At 72.1% G+C, this 15,661-nt stretch carries 16 protein-coding genes; 8 read left to right on the top strand and 8 right to left on the bottom strand.

Going from position 1 to position 15,661, the window contains the following annotated elements:
• Window positions 1-42: 42 nt before the first annotated feature.
• The 3 genes from QQ657_RS26515 to QQ657_RS26505 all read left to right on the top strand — a co-directional run bounded on the left by QQ657_RS26515 (window position 43) and on the right by QQ657_RS26505 (window position 3,368).
• Window positions 43-819, top strand: coding sequence for a DUF4333 domain-containing protein (locus tag QQ657_RS26515; protein WP_284744961.1), 777 nt, complete (start codon window positions 43-45; stop codon window positions 817-819).
• 72 nt (window positions 820-891) lie between these two features.
• Window positions 892-2,094, top strand: coding sequence for a GNAT family N-acetyltransferase (locus tag QQ657_RS26510; protein WP_284744960.1), 1,203 nt, complete (start codon window positions 892-894; stop codon window positions 2,092-2,094).
• Window positions 2,095-2,150: 56 nt separating this feature from the next.
• The gene (locus QQ657_RS26505) at window positions 2,151-3,368 is read left to right on the top strand and encodes a GNAT family N-acetyltransferase (RefSeq protein ID WP_284744959.1); all 1,218 of its coding nucleotides are present in this window, start codon (window positions 2,151-2,153) and stop codon (window positions 3,366-3,368) included.
• On the opposite strand, the gene QQ657_RS26500 is transcribed toward QQ657_RS26505, so the two are convergent.
• Window positions 3,365-4,309, bottom strand: a complete 945-nt coding sequence (locus QQ657_RS26500) for a 5'-3' exonuclease (protein ID WP_284744958.1) — start codon at window positions 4,307-4,309, stop codon at window positions 3,365-3,367. The two genes, QQ657_RS26505 and QQ657_RS26500, sit on opposite strands and share 4 nt — an antisense overlap.
• Window positions 4,310-4,517: 208 nt before the next feature.
• Between QQ657_RS26500 and QQ657_RS26495 the strand changes: the two genes are divergently transcribed.
• The 4 genes from QQ657_RS26495 to QQ657_RS26480 are packed head-to-tail and all read left to right on the top strand — an operon-like array spanning window position 4,518 to window position 6,669.
• A complete protein-coding gene (locus QQ657_RS26495) occupies window positions 4,518-5,660 on the top strand; it encodes a M24 family metallopeptidase (RefSeq protein WP_284744957.1) in 1,143 nt (380 codons plus the stop codon).
• Window positions 5,657-6,112, top strand: coding sequence for an Lrp/AsnC family transcriptional regulator (locus tag QQ657_RS26490; RefSeq protein WP_247023285.1), 456 nt, complete (start codon window positions 5,657-5,659; stop codon window positions 6,110-6,112). The genes QQ657_RS26495 and QQ657_RS26490 overlap by 4 nt, the downstream gene beginning before the upstream one ends.
• Before the next feature lie 46 nt (window positions 6,113-6,158).
• The gene (locus QQ657_RS26485; protein ID WP_284744956.1) at window positions 6,159-6,383 is read left to right on the top strand and encodes a hypothetical protein; all 225 of its coding nucleotides are present in this window, start codon (window positions 6,159-6,161) and stop codon (window positions 6,381-6,383) included.
• On the top strand, window positions 6,370-6,669 hold the full coding sequence (locus QQ657_RS26480; RefSeq protein ID WP_125316436.1) for a hypothetical protein: 300 nt from the start codon (window positions 6,370-6,372) through the stop codon (window positions 6,667-6,669). The genes QQ657_RS26485 and QQ657_RS26480 overlap by 14 nt, the downstream gene beginning before the upstream one ends.
• A 91-nt stretch (window positions 6,670-6,760) precedes the next feature.
• Here QQ657_RS26480 and QQ657_RS26475 read toward each other — a convergent pair whose 3' ends face one another.
• The 3 genes from QQ657_RS26475 to QQ657_RS26465 all read right to left on the bottom strand — a co-directional run bounded on the left by QQ657_RS26475 (window position 6,761) and on the right by QQ657_RS26465 (window position 10,173).
• Window positions 6,761-7,840 carry a GDSL-type esterase/lipase family protein gene (locus QQ657_RS26475; RefSeq protein WP_284744955.1) on the bottom strand — a complete coding sequence of 360 codons (1,080 nt, stop codon included), beginning with the start codon at window positions 7,838-7,840 and terminating at the stop codon, window positions 6,761-6,763.
• 47 nt (window positions 7,841-7,887) lie between these two features.
• A complete protein-coding gene (locus tag QQ657_RS26470; RefSeq protein ID WP_284744954.1) occupies window positions 7,888-9,078 on the bottom strand; it encodes a cytochrome P450 in 1,191 nt (396 codons plus the stop codon).
• A 192-nt stretch (window positions 9,079-9,270) separates the two neighbouring features.
• Window positions 9,271-10,173 carry a LysR family transcriptional regulator gene (locus QQ657_RS26465; protein ID WP_284744953.1) on the bottom strand — a complete coding sequence of 301 codons (903 nt, stop codon included), beginning with the start codon at window positions 10,171-10,173 and terminating at the stop codon, window positions 9,271-9,273.
• 98 nt (window positions 10,174-10,271) lie between these two features.
• Between QQ657_RS26465 and QQ657_RS26460 the strand changes: the two genes are divergently transcribed.
• A complete protein-coding gene (locus QQ657_RS26460; RefSeq protein ID WP_284744952.1) occupies window positions 10,272-11,111 on the top strand; it encodes an oxidoreductase in 840 nt (279 codons plus the stop codon).
• Here QQ657_RS26460 and QQ657_RS26455 read toward each other — a convergent pair.
• The 4 genes from QQ657_RS26455 to QQ657_RS26440 all read right to left on the bottom strand — a co-directional run bounded on the left by QQ657_RS26455 (window position 11,108) and on the right by QQ657_RS26440 (window position 15,612).
• A complete protein-coding gene (locus QQ657_RS26455; RefSeq protein ID WP_284744951.1) occupies window positions 11,108-11,458 on the bottom strand; it encodes a VOC family protein in 351 nt (116 codons plus the stop codon). The two genes, QQ657_RS26460 and QQ657_RS26455, sit on opposite strands and share 4 nt — an antisense overlap.
• Window positions 11,459-11,661: 203 nt before the next feature.
• Entirely contained in the window at window positions 11,662-12,348 is a 687-nt protein-coding gene (locus QQ657_RS26450; RefSeq protein ID WP_284744950.1) for an ABC transporter ATP-binding protein, read from the bottom strand.
• A complete protein-coding gene (locus QQ657_RS26445; RefSeq protein WP_284744949.1) occupies window positions 12,345-13,037 on the bottom strand; it encodes an ABC transporter ATP-binding protein in 693 nt (230 codons plus the stop codon). The genes QQ657_RS26450 and QQ657_RS26445 overlap by 4 nt, the downstream gene beginning before the upstream one ends.
• Window positions 13,030-15,612, bottom strand: a complete 2,583-nt coding sequence (locus QQ657_RS26440) for an FtsX-like permease family protein (protein ID WP_284744948.1) — start codon at window positions 15,610-15,612, stop codon at window positions 13,030-13,032. The genes QQ657_RS26445 and QQ657_RS26440 overlap by 8 nt, the downstream gene beginning before the upstream one ends.
• Window positions 15,613-15,661: the final 49 nt, after the last annotated feature.

Raw genomic sequence — 15,661 nt, 5'->3', positions numbered from 1 at the left:
CGGGGTGGACAGCGAGATGAGCGAAGCAGGCGGAGGCAGAAGATGAGCACGCCGTATGGCGGCAACGACCCACAGCAGCCCCAGTACGGGCAGCAGCCGGGCGGCGCGTACCCGCCGAGCGGCCCGCAGGAGCAGCCGCAGTGGGGACAGCAGCCGCCTTCGTACGACCCGAACCAGCAGCCGCCGCAGTACGGGCAGCCCCAGCAGCCTCAGCAACCGCAGCAGTGGGGTCAGCAGCCCGGGGGGTACACGCCGCCGCAGCAGCCCCAGTGGGGTCAGCAGCCGCCGCCCTACGGGCAGCAGCCAGGTGGCGGATATCCGCAGAGCGGCCCGCAGGCCCAGCCGCAGTACGGGCAGCAGCCCGGCGGGGCGTACCCGCCGAGCGGGCCCCAGCAGCAGCCGCAGTACGGCCAGCAGCAACCTCAGGGCCAGTACGACTACGGCCAGCAGCAGTTCCCCGGGCAGCAGGGCGCGCCCGAAGGGGAGCAGCCGGCGAAGTCGAAGAAGGGCCTGCTGATCGGCATCGTGGTGCTGGTCGTGGTGGTGGCCGTGGTCGGCATCCTCGGGTTCGTGGCACCCGGGTTCTTCAAGACCCAGGTGTTCAACAACACCCAGATGCAGACCGATGTGCAGAAGCTGCTCACCGAGACGTACAAGATCGAGGGCGTCACCGGGGTCACCTGCCCGGCCGAGCAGAAGGTCGAGGACGGCGCGAAGTTCGAGTGCACCGCGACCATCGCGGGCAAGCCGCAGCAGATCCCCATCACGGTGAAGGGTGACGGCGGGAACTACGAGGTTTCCCCGCCCGCCACGAAGTAGCTGTGCGCACGAGGTCCGGTCGCCGCGGAATTGCGGTGGCCGGACTTCGTCGTTTCCGGAGATGATCCGGGGATGAGCGACTTCGAGATCCGGACACTGCGTGACGACGAGGTCCGCGCGGCGGGTGACCTCTTCCGCGCGAGCCTGCACGTGCCGCCGTGTGCCGACGCCGACTGGGAGCGCGTGTCCCGCGCGTACCAGCCCGGCCGGACGCTCGGTGCGTTCGACACCGGGCTCATCGGCACCGCGCGGTCCTTCGACGCCGAGCTGACGGTCCCGGGTGGGGCGAGCCTGCCGATGGCCGGGGTCACCGGGGTGGCCGTGCGCGCGGACCGGACCCGGCGGGGCGTGCTGCGGGCGTTGATGGCGGCGCAGCTGGCGGACTTCGCCACGCGCGGGATGGTGTTCGCGAGCCTGCTCGCGTCGGAGGCCCCGATCTACGGCCGGTTCGGCTACGGACTGGCCCTGCGGCACCGCACCTACAGCGTCGACCGGCACCGGGCCCGGCTGCGCCCGGACGTGCCGGCGGCGGGGGAGGTCCGGCTGCTCGAGCTGGACGAGGCCCTGGAGGTCGGTCCCGGCATCTACGAGCGCCTGGCGGGCCGGCCCGGGAGGATGTCCCGTCCGGAGGTGCTGTGGCGGCTGTACGAGGCACAGTCGCGGCGCAACCCCCAGCCGTTTCGGGCCGCCGTGCACCACGGCCCCGACGGGCCGGACGGCTTGGCGTTCTACTACGTCGAGGGTCTGCAGGCGCACCCGTGGACGAAGAACCTGCAGCTGCTGGACATGTTCGCCGGCACGCCGGCCGCGTTCGCCGGGCTGTGGCGGTTCCTGCTGGGCATCGACCTGGTCGACCGGATCGTCGCGGAGGCCCGTCCGCTCGACGAGCCGATCGAGCTGATCCTCGAAGACCACCGGACCGCCACGGTCGACCGGGTCGGCGACGAGCACTGGATCCGGCTCGTCGACGTCCCGAAGGCGCTGGCCGCCCGCGAGTACGGCAACGCCGCGCCGGTCGTCGTCGAGGTCGAGGACCCGCTGCTGCCGGCCAACGGCGGCACGTACCGGATCGGCCCCGAGGGCGCGGAACGCACCGGGGAGCCCGCGGCGCTCCGGCTCGACGTCACCACTCTCGCGATGGTCTATTTCGGCACGTGGCGGCCGTCCGCGCTGGCCGGTGCGGGCCGGATCGAGGTCCGTGACCCGAGCGTGCTGGCAGACGCCGACGCGCTCTTCGGGACCCGGGTGGCGTCGTGGAGCGGCACGCACTTCTGAGCGGCCGGCGGAAAATCGGGATGCCGTGGGCGGGGCCGGACGGCAGGATCGGCGGCATGACCGACTTCGACGTCCGCGCCGTCACCGAGGACGAGCGCCGCGCCACGCTGGACCTGCTGGGGCGTTCACTGCACACCGACCGGATCAGTGACGAATCCTGGGCGCAGTACGGGGATTCGTGGCCCGCCGCGCACAAGTTCGGCGCGTTCGACGGCGCGACCCCGATCGGGATCGCCAGCTCGTTCGACACCGAGATCGCGGTACCCGGCGGGGCGGTCCTGCCGCTCGGTGCGGTCGACGGCGTCGGGGTCCGCGCCGACCGCACCCGCCGCGGGGTGCTCACCGCGATGATGGCGGTGCAGCTGGACGACTTCGCCGCGCGCGGAATCCCCCTGGCCGCCCTGCACGCCAGCGAACCGACCATCTACGGCCGGTTCGGCTACGGCTCGGCCGCGCTCGGCAAGACCGTGTGGCTGCCCCGGCCCGCGGCGAGGCTGCACGAACGCGTCCCGGTGGCCGGCGACGTCCGGATGCTCACACCCGAGGAAGCCCTGACGGAGATTCCGGCGCTGTACCGGCGGATCGGGCTGCACCGGGCCGGGATGATCGGCCGGCCCGCCGAGTGGTGGCCGATCGCGCACGACCGGCTCGTCGGGCCGAAGGGCAGCCACGTCGTCGCCGTCCACAGTGGACCGGACGGCGACGACGGGTTCGTCCTGTACGACACGGTGGACCGCCGCACCCTGGCCTCGCCCGACGAAGGGGCCGTGCTGAAGGTCCGGGAGCTGCTGGCCGCGGACCCGGTCGCGCGCGCGGCGCTGTGGCGGTTCCTGCTGTCGATCGACCTCGTCTCCGGGGTGCGGGCCCGCTACCGCCCGGTCGACGAGCCGCTCGCCCTGCTGCTGGCCGACCACCGGCACGCCCACACCACCGACGTCGAGGACGACCTGTGGCTGCGGCCGGTCGACGTGGCCGCGGCGCTGGCCGCCCGCACCTACCGGGCGGCCGGGCCGGTGGTCCTCGCGGTGGCGGACCGGATGCTGCCGGCCAACACGGGGCACTACGAGGTCTCGCCCGACGGCGCCCGCCGCACGGACGCCGCGGCCGATCTGGCGCTCGACGCCGACACCCTCGGCATGCTCTACCTCGGGCAGTGGGGCGCGACCGCACTGGCGGAGGCCGGCCGGATCACCGTGCACGACCCGGCGGCGCTCGCCCGGGCGGACGAGCTGTTCACCACCATCGCCGCGCCGTGGTGCGGCACGTACTTCTAGACGCCGGGCAGGGCCTTGAGCAGCCGTTCGGTGGAGTTGCCGAGGTTCCACCGTTCGGTCAGCTCGGCCACGCGGTCCGGGTCGGCCGGGGTCGCGGGCACGGTGTCGGGGCGGGACTGCTCCACCGGCGCGTCGACGGCGACCCGGACCACCGTCGGCGCGACGGCCAGGTAGTCGGCGGCGTCGGCGAGCCGCAGCCGCGTCTTGAGCGGGACGCGGGGGTCGCTCGCGGCCGATGCTTCCAGGAGCGCGGCGAGGCTGCCGAACTGCGTGATCAGCTTGGCGGCGGTCTTCTCGCCGATGCCGGCGACGCCGGGCAGCCCGTCGGAGGGGTCGCCGCGCATCATGGACATGTCCGCGTACGCCGGTCCGGCGGTCTCGATCGGGAGGCTGTAGCGCTCGGCGATCTCGGCCGGGCCGAGCACCTCGGCCTTGGCCCAGCCCTTGCCGACGTAGATCACCGACGCGGGGGAGGGCTCGGTGCGCACCAGCTGGAACAGGTCGCGGTCGCCGGTGATCACCTCGACCGGGATCTTCGTCTCGCGGGTGGCCAGCGCGCCGATGACGTCGTCGGCCTCGTAGCCGGCCGCCTCCGCGGTGGCGAACCCGAACGCCTCGAGGAGGTCGAGGATGATCGGGACCTGCGGGGTGAGCGTGTCGGGCACTTCTTCGACGTCGGGGCTGGTGCCGTTCTCCTCGGCCACCCGGTGCGCCTTGTAGCTGGGCAGCAGGTCGGTGCGGAATTTCGGCCGCCAGTCCGCGTCGAGGCAGCACACCAGCCGGGCCGGGTGCCGGTCGGTGAGGATCCGCGCGATCGTGTCGGCGAACCCGCGCACGGCGTTGACCTGCGTCCCGTCGGCCGCGCGCATCGAGTCGGGCAGGGCGAAGAACGAACGGAAGTACAGGCTCGCGGAGTCGAGCAGGGCAAGGGATCCGGTCACCCGCACAGCCTGCCACGCCGGGCGGTGGCTCGGGGCAAGCCACGCGCACGCGCACCGCCGCGGCGGTGCTCGGGAGGCCGTGAACGGCACGTCAAGAGAACTGAAGCCGCGGGGGAGTGGAGCGCGTGCGCGAGCCGCGTCACCCGGCACGGCATGTCGTGGGCCCGGGCGGGCGGATCACCCGGGCCGCCCCACTAGGCTCGGCTTCATGTCGCGCCGTTCCCTCCACACGCCCGCCCCCGACGCCGCCGCCCTCCGGGCCCGCCTGGACCGCGCCCGCTCGGCCGCGGCCGCCGCGGACACCGATGCCCTGCTGATCGCGCCCGGTTCCGACCTGCGCTACCTGATCGGCCAGGCCGGCGGCTCGTTCGAGCGCCTCACCACCCTCGTCGTGCCCGCCGACGGCACCCCCGCGCTGGTCGTGCCGAAGCTGGAGGCGCCCGGGTACGCCGACGTCCCCACCGACGAGCTGGGCGTCGAGCTGGTCACCTGGGTTGACGGCGACGACCCGTACGCGCTCGTCGCGGACCGGCTCGGGAAGCCCGGCCGCGTCGCGGTCAGCGACTTCACCCCGGCCCTGCACGTCCTGGCCCTGCGGACCGCGCTCGGCGCGGCCGAGCAGACGCTGGCCGGCCCGGTGGTGCGGGAGCTGCGGATGCGCAAGGACGCCGCGGAGGTCGCGTCGCTGCGGGACGCCGGTGCGGCCATCGACCGCGTGCACGCCCGGGTCCACGAGTGGCTGCGGCCCGGCCGCACCGAGGCGGAGGTCGGCGCCGACATCGCCGCGGCCATCGTCGAGGAGGGCCACGTCCAGGCCGACTTCGTGATCGTCGGGTCCGGCCCGAACGGCGCGAGCCCGCACCACGACGTCTCCGGCCGCGTCATCGAGAAGGGTGACGTCGTGGTCGTCGACATCGGCGGCCCGCTGCCCGCCGGCTACAACTCCGACTCGACCCGCACCTACGCCGTCGGCACCCCGCGCGACGCCGACGTGGCCGAGACCTACGCGGTGCTGCAGCGCGCCCAGGCCGCCGCGGTGGCCGCGGTGAAGCCGGGCGTGACGGCCGAGGCGGTCGACGCGGCCGCGCGCGACGTCATCGCCGAGGCCGGGTTCGGCGAGTACTTCATCCACCGCACCGGCCACGGCATCGGCCTGGACGTGCACGAGGAGCCCTACATCATCGCGGGCAACGCGCTGCCGCTGGAGCCGGGCATGGCCTTCAGCGTCGAGCCGGGCATCTACCAGCCGGGCCGCTGGGGCGCCCGGATCGAGGACATCGTCATCGTCACCGCGGACGGCGTCGAGTCCGTCAACAACCAGCCGCACGAGCTCGTCGTGCTGGACGCATGACGGTCGGCGGCCTGGAGCCGCTGGACCAGTCGATCGTCCAGGAGCTCGCGGCCGACGGGCGGCGCAGCTTCACCGACCTCGCCGAGCGGGTCGGGCTGTCGGTGTCGGCGGTGCACCAGCGGGTGCGCCGCCTGGAGCAGCGTGGCGTCATCCTCGGGTACACCGCGCGGCTCGACGGCGAGCAGATCGGCCTGCCGCTGACGGCGCTGATCTCGCTGACACCGAACGACCCGGGTGCGCCGGACGACTACCCGCAGCGGATCCAGCACATCAAGGAGATCGAGTCGTGCTACTCCGTGGCCGGCGACGAGTCCTACATCCTGCTGGTGCGCGTCCAGTCGCCGCTGGCCCTGGAGGATCTGCTGCGCCGGATCCGCGAGGCCGCGAAGGTGTCGACGAGGACCACGGTGGTGCTCTCTACGCCGTTCGAGGGACGTTCGCCGACGTTCTGACACCAGCGCTCCGCCCGGCGGCCGGGGCGCTGGTACGGTAAAAGGTATGGCAACACGTAAGGTCACTCTTTCACTGGACAGTGGCGCCCTGGACTTCGCCGAACGCGCCGCGAAAGCACACGGGATCTCGGTCTCGTCCTGGCTGTCGAAGGCAGCCAGGCGCGAGGCGGTACGCACGGGCTACACCCCGCAGAAGCCGGAACCGGCCGTCGCCGAAATCGACGAGGCCGAGCTCGCGGCGGCGGAGAAGGATCTGCGTGCGCAGGGGTGAAGTCTGGACGTACCACCCCCCAACCGAACCAGCCCGGCAACGCACCGTGGTGCTGCTGTCCTCGGACGGGGTGAACGAGTCCGAGCGCCCCTGGCTGCTCGGCACCGAACTGCTCGAACGCGACCCACAGGACATCCTCGGTGTCGCGATCGACGCCCGGTACTGGGTGTCGACGCTCAACCTGACCCGGCTCTACCGGCCGTGGTTCGACGAGCGCATCGCCGAGATCGACCTCGAGGTCCAAGAGCGCATCGACATCGCCCTGCGAGCCGCCCTCGATCTCTGAGTGTATAACGGCCTATACCGCTCGACAGGGCTGAAGAACAACGGTCCGGTAAGCGCCCGCGTCACCCCTAAAGCCGCTCAGAGCGAGGGGGTCAGCGAGCGACGACCTCCGGGGCCGCGTGCAGCTTCCCGTCCGCGCCCGCGAGGCAGGACGCGTTGCCGTCGCGGGCCGCGATGAACTCCGTCAGGCAGTTGGCGATCGCCGCGTGGCCGGCCGCGTTGGGGTGGAACGACTCCTGGAGCGCGTGGCCCGCGCGGTCGGCCTGGCCGAGGTCCGCCAGCTGGAGCGTCAGCCGGGTGAACCACTCGGTCGCCGGGTTGGCGCCGCCGCTGCACGCTTCGTGCTTGACGCCGGCCTTCGCGAGGTCGAGGAACCGTGCGCCGGTCTGCTGGGCGGCGGATTTCAGGCCGGCGGAGAGCACGCCGATGCCGGTCTGGGAGATCCACTGGAGGTCTTCGACGCGGAACGGGCAGCCGTTGAGGCTGCGCAGTTCCTCGGGGAGGTCCGGGCCGATCGGGGCGGCGTAGGACTGCAGGATCAGCTGGTAGTCCGCGGGGACGTACCCGGCGGCGGCCAGCACCTTCTTCACGTCGGCGACGGCGGTGGCGACCTTGGGCACCATGGCGTCCACTTTGGACTGCCAGGTCTGCTTGAGTGCGGTGCTGCACGGCGGGCCGACGGCGTTGAACCAGGCTTTGAAGCAGTCGGTGACCTGGCTGGAGAACTTCGGTTCGTCGTTCGCGCCGACGGCGATCACGACCGCGGCGACGCGGTGGTCCTTGACGAGCGCGGCGAGCTGTTGTGCCTGGGAGGGTTCCGTCCACTGCTTGACGTCGCCGAGGGCGACCTGTTCGGCGGGTGCGCCGGAGCAGGCGAGGTTGACGTGGGCGGTGATGCCGGGGATGGCGATCTTGTCGACGAAGGCGTTGGGGGAGCGGTGGCACCAGTTGCCGCCCTGGCCGTTGGTGGTGGGGGTGTACTGGCCGGCGCCTTCGCCGGAGACGGTGCTGTCGCCCATCGCGACGACGGTGAGCGGTCCGGTGCCGGGTGGGCCCTGCCGGGGTTGCGGTTGCCCGTTTTTGCTTTCGGAGCCGAAGAAGACGAAGAATCCGGCCAGCAGGGCCACGCACGCGAGGACCAAGGCTCCCCAGTACCACTTGAGACGTCGCATCGTCGTCGAGTCTACGGATCAGGGGTGGGCGGGGTGTGCGTCACCGGTCACGCCGTGCGGGCGACGGCGTGGCGGGGGACGAGTTCGACCGGTAGTTCCCGGACGCCGAAGATCATCGGTGAGGGGTAGCCGACCTGGACGCCGTCGCGGACGCGGATGTCGTCGAAGCGGTCCAGCAGTTGTTCGAACACGACTCGTCCTTCGAGGCGGGCCAGGGGTGCGCCGAGGCAGAAGTGGACGCCGCCGCCGAAGGCGAGGTTGGCTTCCTTGCGGGGGCGGGGGCGGGGGTCGAATTCGGCGGCGCGGGTGTGGTGGCGCGGGTCGCGGTTGGCGCCGAGGACCCAGGGGGTGACCATCGACTTGGCGGGGATGGTGACGCCGCCGAGTTCGACGTCGGTGGTGCTGATCCGCAGGAGGCGCATGATCGGGGGCCGGTGGCGGGTGACTTCGTCGAGGAGGCTGGGGATGAGGCTGGGGTCGCGGCGGACCGCGGCGGCGGCGTCGGGGAATTCGTGCAGGGAGAGCACGGTGTTGCCGAGCATCATGGTGGTGGTGATGTGGCCGGCGGCCAGCAGCAGGGAGGCGAAGTTGAGGACTTCGTGGTCGGCGAGGCGTTCGCCGTCGACTTCGGCGTGGGCGAGTGCGCTGAAGAGGTCGTCTTCGGGGTTGCGGCGGCGCTGGGCGAGCAGGGCGGCGAGGTAGGTCTCCATGACCTCGGTCAGGGAGGTGCCGTCTTCCTGGGGGGCGCCGCCGGCGAGCAGGGCGTCGGCCCAGCCGCGGTAGAGGGTGCGGTCTTCGGGTGGGATGCCGATGAGGTCGCCGATGACCACGACGGGTAGTGCGTAGGCGAGGTCGCGGATGAGGTCGGGGTCGTCGCGTTGCGCCATTTCGGTGATGAGGGTGTCGGTGGCGGTCACGATCCGCGGTTCGAGGTCGGCGACGACTTTGGGGGTGAAGGCTTTGCTGACCAGTTTCCGCAGGCGGTGGTGGACCGGCGGGTCGACGGCCGCCATATTGCCGCGGACGGCTTCGGCGGTGTCCGGGAGGAGTAATCCCGGGTCGGAGGAGAATGTCTGGTGGTCGGTGAAAATGCGGCGGACGTCGGCGTGTCGGAATACGTGCCAGGTTTCGTTGTCGTCCTCGATGACCGGGTGGTTCTCGCGCATCTCGTCGACCCATGCGAACAACGCGGATCCGCCGTCTTCCAGTGACGGTGGGCGGACTTCGGGCGAGTTCATCCCGCGGCTCCTTCGCTGAAACCGATTTCCCCAGAACGAAGAAATTCATTCGTTGACATTGAACAGGCTATTGGCGTTGCCGGTTGGGCGTCAACAAGAAAAGGTGATCACCGTTGTCAACGAAATGGGCTTGTCGATCAACTTTCGATGTGAATGCGGCGAGATCGGGCAACCTTCGCGATTCGGGGCGTGCTATCCGGCTTCGGTGAGGTCGGTGGTCGCGGCGAGTTCGGCGGCGACGTCGGCGATGACCGGGATCGCGGGGTTGTCGTGGCCGGGTACCCAGACGAGTTCGGTCCGGGCGACTTCGTCCTCGAGGGGCACGAACGCGACGCCGCTGCGGCGCAGGCTGTGGGAGGAGCGGGTGAGCCGGGTGACTCCGACGCCGGCGGCGACGAGGCCGAGCAGTCCTTGCACGGTGGCGGCGCGCTGGACGACGTGCGGGGTGAAGCCGGCGGCGGCGAAGTCGGCATCGTAGCTGCGGTGCCAGGGTTCCCAGGTGCTGCGCGGGGTCAGCACCCATGGTTCGCGGGCCAGGTCGGCGAGTTTCAGCGACGGGCGTGCGGCGAGGGGGTGGCCGGTGGGGAGGACGGCGCACACTTCCTCGGTGAGCAGGGTCCGGGACGCGAGGCCGTCGACCAGGGGTGGCCGGGTGAAGGCGAGGTCGAAGCGGTGTTCGCGGAGGCCGTCGACGAGTTCGGCGATCGAGGCTTCGGCGGTCGTCACCGTGAGGTCGGGGAACCGTTCGCGGGCGGCGCGGACCACCGGGGGCAGCAGGTAGTTCGCCGTGGTGGTGAGGAAGGCGAGGCGGACGGTGCCGATCTCGCCGCGCACGGCCCGCGCGAGGGTCGCGACGGCTTCGTCGGCGCGGGCCAGGACCGCGCGTGCTTCGGGCAGGAAGAGTTCGCCGACGGCGGTGAGGCGGGTGCCGCGGGGGTCGCGGTCGAACAGGCGCGTGCCGAGGCTGCGTTCGAGGACGGTGATCTGCTGGGAGAGCGACTGCTGGGCGATGTGGAGGCCGGTGGCGGCGCGCGTGAAGCTGGTTTCGTCGGCGACGGCGACGAAGTAGCGAAGCTGCCGGAGCTCGGGGGTCACAGGCTGGGACTGTAGCCCCGGCAGGAGATCGATGTTGGCGGCGCGGTCGTGATCGTCCCCAGGATGGCAGGGAGGACACCACTGGGAGGAACGTGAAGATGACGAACACCGATGGCCGCGTCTGGCTGATCACCGGGTGCTCGGCCGGGTTCGGGCGGGAGATCGCGCTGGCCGCTTTGGCCGCGGGTGACCGGGTGCTGGCCACCGCGCGGCGCCCGGAGGCCCTGGGCGAGCTGCGGGAGCGTGGCGGGGACCGGGTCCGGACCGCGGCGCTGGACGTCACCGATGCCGGGCAGGTCGACGCCGCGGTGAAGACCGCGCTGGAGGAGTTCGGCCGGATCGACGTCGTGGTCAACAACGCCGGCAACGGGTCGGTCGGCGCGGTCGAGGAGCTCACGCTGGAGGAGCTGCGCGCGCTGATGGAGGTGATGTTCTTCGGTGCGGTGGCGGTGACGAAGGCGGTGCTGCCGCACCTGCGTGCCCAGGGCAGCGGCACGGTGGTGCAGATCAGTTCGATGGGCGGGCAGCTGTCGATGCCGGGCTTCGGTGCTTACAGCGCGGCGAAGTACGCGCTGGAGGGCTTGTCCGAGGCTCTCGCGGAAGAGGTGAAGCCGTTCGGGGTGCGGGTGCTGATCGTGGAGCCGGGTGCGTTCCGCACGGAGTTCGGCGGCGGCCGCATGCATCGTTCCCGCACGATCGACGCCTACGCGGTGTCGACGTCGGGCACGCGGGACGCGGTCGAGTCGATGGACGGCACCCAGCCGGGCGACCCGGCCAAGGCGGCCGCGGCGATCGTGCGCGCGGTCGGCAGTGCGGACGCGCCGCTGCACCTCGCGCTGGGCGCGGACGCCGTGGCGGCGATCCGGGCCCAGCATGAGGCGCTCGCGGCGGACCTGGCGGCCTGGGAGGAGGTCAGCCGGGCGACCGCGCTGGCTTAGGCGGGGTCCTCCAGCAGGCCCAGGACGTTGCCGTCGGCGTCGGTGAAGGTCGCGACCAGGCGGCCGTTGCCGACGTCCTTCGGTTCGTCCTTGACCTTCGCGCCCGCGGCGGTCACCTCGGCGAGCTTGGCGGCTATGTCGCTGACGTGCCAGTAGGTCACCGGGCCGGTCATGCCCTGCTGCGCGCCGTTGGGCACGAGGCCGATGTGCTGGCCTTCGGTGTCGTAGCCGACGTAGTAGGGGGCGTCGGCCACGGGTTCGATGCCGAGCAGGGCGGTGTAGACGGCCTTGGCGGCGGCCACGTCGGTGACGGGGTGGAGAACGGTCTTGATCCCCTGGGTGCTCATCGCGGGTTGCTCCTGAAGTCGGTGGTGCGGTACGGCGATGACGCTATTCGCGGCCCGGTGACCAGCGCTTCTCGATTCCTGATCGGTTAGTGCGGGCCGACCCTATGTCTTGAATGAGTCATTCAGGTCTTCCGGCGTCCTGAATGACTCATTCAAGACATCGCTGTGCGGGACCCCAGCCGAACGCGGAAGGTCCGCCCCGGTTAGTCCAGGAGGGCGGTGAGCACTCCGTCGAGGAGGCGGACGCGGCGGTCGGCGATGCGGTGGACCTCGTCGTCGTGGGTCGCGACGATCACCGCCGCTCCCTCCTCCGCGCAGCGGCGGAGCAGGCGCAGGACCCGGGGTGTGCTGCCGGCGTCGAGGTGGGCGGTGGGCTCGTCGGTGAGCAGGACCCGGGGCTTCCCGGCGACGGCGCGGGCCAGGGCGACGCGCTGCTGCTGCCCGAACGACACCTCGAGGGGGTAGCGGTCGCCGAGCTCGCCGATGCCCAGCTCGTCGAGCAGTTCGGTGACGCGGGAGTGGATCGCCGCCGGCGCCGGGCGGGGTACGTCGGAGCGCAGCCGCAGGGGCAGTGCGACGTTCTCCGCGATCGTCAGTTCGTTGGCCAGCCCGAGGGCCTGCGGCAGCACCGCGCAGGTGTGCCACGGCGGGGCGCCGCTGATGGGGACGCCGTCGAGCAGGACGCAGCCGGAGTCGGGGGAGTCGAACCCGCACAGCAGCGCCAAAAGAGCGCTCTTGCCGGAGCCGGAGCGGCCCGAGACCGTCACGAGCTCGCCGGCGGCGACGCGCAGTTCGAGCCCGCGCAGGACCTCGATGTCGCCGCTGGGGTGGGCGAAGCTGCGGCGCAGCCCGACGGCTTCGAGCATGGACGGCGCGATCTGGGCGGTCATCGCTGCGGCTCCCGTTCTTCGACGCCGTCGAGCGTGCCCTTGTGCAGCCGGGCCACACGCGCGCCGAGGTCGATGAGGCGTTCGTCGTGGGAGGCGACCAGTACGGCGAAGTCCTGGTCCACCAGGTACTGCAGCGTGTCCAGCACGAGGTCGGCGGAGGCTTCGTCGAGCTGGGAGGTCGGTTCGTCGGCCAGGATCACCGTGGAGCGCGCGGCGAGCACGCATCCGAACGCCAGCCGCTGCTGCTGTCCGCCGGAGAGCGCGGAGATCTTCCAGTCGCCGGTGCCGTGCAGGCCGAGCTGCCCGAGGATGTCCTCGGCGTTGCAGTCGGTCCCGGCGGCTTCGGCCGCGGCGCGCAGGTTCTCGGCCACCGAAAGGTAGCCGAGGAGGTTGTCGGACGGGTTCTGGAACACCAGCCCGAGGTGGTGGCGTCGCAGTGCGCGCCGCTCGCGGTGCTTGAGCTTGCGGACGTCGGCGCCCTGGAAGGTCAGTGTGCCGCGTGCGGGCTGTTCGAACAGGCCCAGTACGCGCAGCAGGGTCGACTTCCCGGAGCCCGACGGTCCGGCGAACACGGTCATGCCGCGGGCGGGGACGTCGAAGCTGACGTCGTCGACGCCGGTGACGACGCCGGCGGGGGTCGGGTAGTCGACGCCGATGCCGCGCAGGGAGAAGATCGGTTTGTCAGGCACGGATCAGCTCCGCGGTCCGGGCGGTGCGCACCGAGCGCACCGCGATCCAGCCGGCCAGGGCCACCACCAGCACCCCGACGACGAGCACGGTCAGCACGAACGGCAGCGGGTCGGGTAGTTCGGAGCGTGGGGCGAGGAAGGTCGCCGGGTCGAAGCGCGGCACCGACAGTCCGGCCACGGAGACCCCGCAGACCACGCCGACGACGATCGCCAGCCCGCTGAGCGCGCCGAGTTCCATCAGGTGGCTCGCGAGCAGGGTCCGCGGCCGCATGCCCATCCGCAGCACCAGCGCTCCGGCGAGGGCGTTCTGCCGTCGCCGGACTTCGACCGCCACGAGCAGGGCGAGGATCGCGACGACGCCGAGGACCGCGCCGAGCAGCGCGACGAACGAGAACGTCCACGACACGACGAAGAACGGCAGGCCGTCGAGTGCGGTTTCGCGGCTGATCCGGTTGGGGATGAACACGCCCGCGGCGCGCAGGGCGGCGGTCGCGTCGGCCAGCGACGCGCCGGTCAGGACGCTCCACTTCGGGATCCCGTCGAGCTGCCCGTGGTCGAGCGCGGTGCGGGAGACGACGTAGCCGGGTGAGGTGCCGATCATCGGGAACACCGGCAGGTCGGCGACGGTGACGGCGTCGCGCAGCCCGCCGGGCAGCTGGGCGCTCTGCTTCGCGGTGTGGCCGACGCGGATCACCGGGGTGCCGCGGGGGTCGGGTTGGGAGATCTTCCGCAGCAGCCCGTCGAGGTCGCCGGCCGGGATGTCACCGACGGCGGCGCCCTTGGTGAACGTTGCGGGGTCGATGACGAGCACGACGCTGCCGGTGCCGGTCAGCTCGCCGACGACGGTGCTGGTGCCGGCGAGCGCGGCGGGCATCGCGACGGTGCCCATCCCGATCGGGCTGTCGGTGTCGAGGCGGGCGTTGCCGCCGACGAAGATCGCCGACTTCGTGTCGAGGGCGGCTTCCTGGCCGTTGGCGATGCCGATGCCGGTGGCCAGCGTGCCGATGGCGAGGGTGCCGATGACCAGGACGCCGGTCACCGGGGCGCGGGCGCCGGCCAGCCGCCGGATCGCCAGCTGCAGGGCCGGGCGTGACCAGAACCGGGCCCGGTGGGAGGCGTGCAGGGCCAGCCACGCCAGCCGCGCGGTCAGCAGGCCGACGGTGAGCACGACGAACACCGGGTAGGTCAGGGCCAGCGGATCGACCTGGGGTAATGGATTTCCGAGGCGGGAGCCGGTGCTGTAGTGGGCCAGGCGGGTCCAGCCGAGCCACGCCATGCCGGCGGTCGCGAGCTCCCACGGGAAGTACCCGAGCAGCCGCATCCGGTGGCCTGCGCGGCGGACGCGGCCGAGTTCGAATTCCCGGTGCGCCCGCACGGCGACGACCAGGGCCAGCAGCGCGAGCGACACCACCAGCACCCCCGCGGCGACGATGCCGGCGCGCAGTTCGGCGTCGGGGTCGGGCGCGCCGGGTGGGCCGTACACGCCCAGCAGCAGCCGGGCGGCGGCCGCGCCGAGGGCGCCGCCGAGCAGGATGGGCAGGCCCAGTTCGGCGACGGCGAGGCCGCCGAGGGCGCCCGGGCCGCTGCCGCGCGCGGAAAGCAGCCGCAGTTGCGCGTGCCGCCGCTGGTACCACTGCAGGGCGACGGTGCCGAGGCCGGCGCAGCCGACCAGGACGCTGATCAGCGCGAGCGGCAGGATCGAGACGAACACGTTGTCCTGGGCCTGGCGGGCGATCTGCACCGAGCGATCGAACGTCGGGACGTCGCCGGGGACCAGGTTCCCGAGCCCTTGGGCGGTCAGGTCCGCGCGGACGTCGGCGACGAGGTCGCGGGAGCGCTGCAGGAGGTCTTCGGCCGCGCTGAGGGTGGCCGGGGCCGGTTCGTAGAAGGAGATGTGGAAGTACTGCATCTTCGGCAGGCCGATCGCGCGGACCGTGTCGTCGAAGGTCTTGCGGTCGGTGGCGAACACGATCGAGTCGATGGGGTCGTTGGCGAGCCGGTCGACGACGGCGCCGGACTGCTGCGAGCACCACCACCGCGGTGGCGGGTCGACCAGGTCGCGGTAGATGCCGGTGACCGGCGGCAGGACGTCGCCCCGGATGCTCGGCTTGGTGCCGATGCCGATGTGCTCGGCGTCGGCGACGACGTTGCCGAGCCACAGCCCGGGGGCGCGGCTGCCCTGCTGCAGCGTCAGGTTGTCCAGACCGGCCTGGTCGCGGTAGGCGAGGCGGATCTTGTAGTTCGGGTCGCCGTTGAACTGGGTGCCGGGCAGGACGGTGGTGTACTGGCCGACGACGGGGGTGCCGAAGCCGTGTGCGCCGGCGTGGCGCTGCACCGCGCCGGTCACGGCCGGGATGTCCTGGACGGGGATGTTGCCCTTGCCGAAGACCGGGCCGTAGCTGTCGGGGCAGGTGATCCCGGTCTGGTAGGCGATCGTCGCGCCGCCGGCGGCGGAGGCCTGCAGGACCGCGGCTGTGCCGAGGAAGCAGGCGAGCAGCGAGGTCACCGCCGCGACGATGAGGGTGAGCGGGCTGGAGAGGGCGGCCTTCGGTGCCGCACGCCACGGCTTGGTCACTCTGCGCTGTCCAATGTTCCCCCATTTCACCCGCATGGACGCGCACGCT

Origin of the sequence: Amycolatopsis ponsaeliensis, from assembly GCF_030182635.1 — a bacterium.
Lineage (GTDB): Bacteria > Actinomycetota > Actinomycetes > Mycobacteriales > Pseudonocardiaceae > Amycolatopsis > Amycolatopsis ponsaeliensis.
This window is presented reverse-complemented; position numbering and strand designations above follow the sequence as displayed.

Coding starts and splice junctions, on each gene's coding strand:
- QQ657_RS26485 (WP_284744956.1), top strand. CDS start 6,159: ATGGCAACACGTAAGGTCACTCTTTCACTGGACAGTGGCGCCCTGGAC.
- QQ657_RS26475 (WP_284744955.1), bottom strand. CDS start 7,840: ATGCGACGTCTCAAGTGGTACTGGGGAGCCTTGGTCCTCGCGTGCGTG.
- QQ657_RS26495 (WP_284744957.1), top strand. CDS start 4,518: ATGTCGCGCCGTTCCCTCCACACGCCCGCCCCCGACGCCGCCGCCCTC.
- QQ657_RS26470 (WP_284744954.1), bottom strand. CDS start 9,078: ATGAACTCGCCCGAAGTCCGCCCACCGTCACTGGAAGACGGCGGATCC.
- QQ657_RS26515 (WP_284744961.1), top strand. CDS start 43: ATGAGCACGCCGTATGGCGGCAACGACCCACAGCAGCCCCAGTACGGG.
- QQ657_RS26460 (WP_284744952.1), top strand. CDS start 10,272: ATGACGAACACCGATGGCCGCGTCTGGCTGATCACCGGGTGCTCGGCC.
- QQ657_RS26455 (WP_284744951.1), bottom strand. CDS start 11,458: ATGAGCACCCAGGGGATCAAGACCGTTCTCCACCCCGTCACCGACGTG.
- QQ657_RS26450 (WP_284744950.1), bottom strand. CDS start 12,348: ATGACCGCCCAGATCGCGCCGTCCATGCTCGAAGCCGTCGGGCTGCGC.
- QQ657_RS26510 (WP_284744960.1), top strand. CDS start 892: ATGAGCGACTTCGAGATCCGGACACTGCGTGACGACGAGGTCCGCGCG.
- QQ657_RS26505 (WP_284744959.1), top strand. CDS start 2,151: ATGACCGACTTCGACGTCCGCGCCGTCACCGAGGACGAGCGCCGCGCC.
- QQ657_RS26490 (WP_247023285.1), top strand. CDS start 5,657: ATGACGGTCGGCGGCCTGGAGCCGCTGGACCAGTCGATCGTCCAGGAG.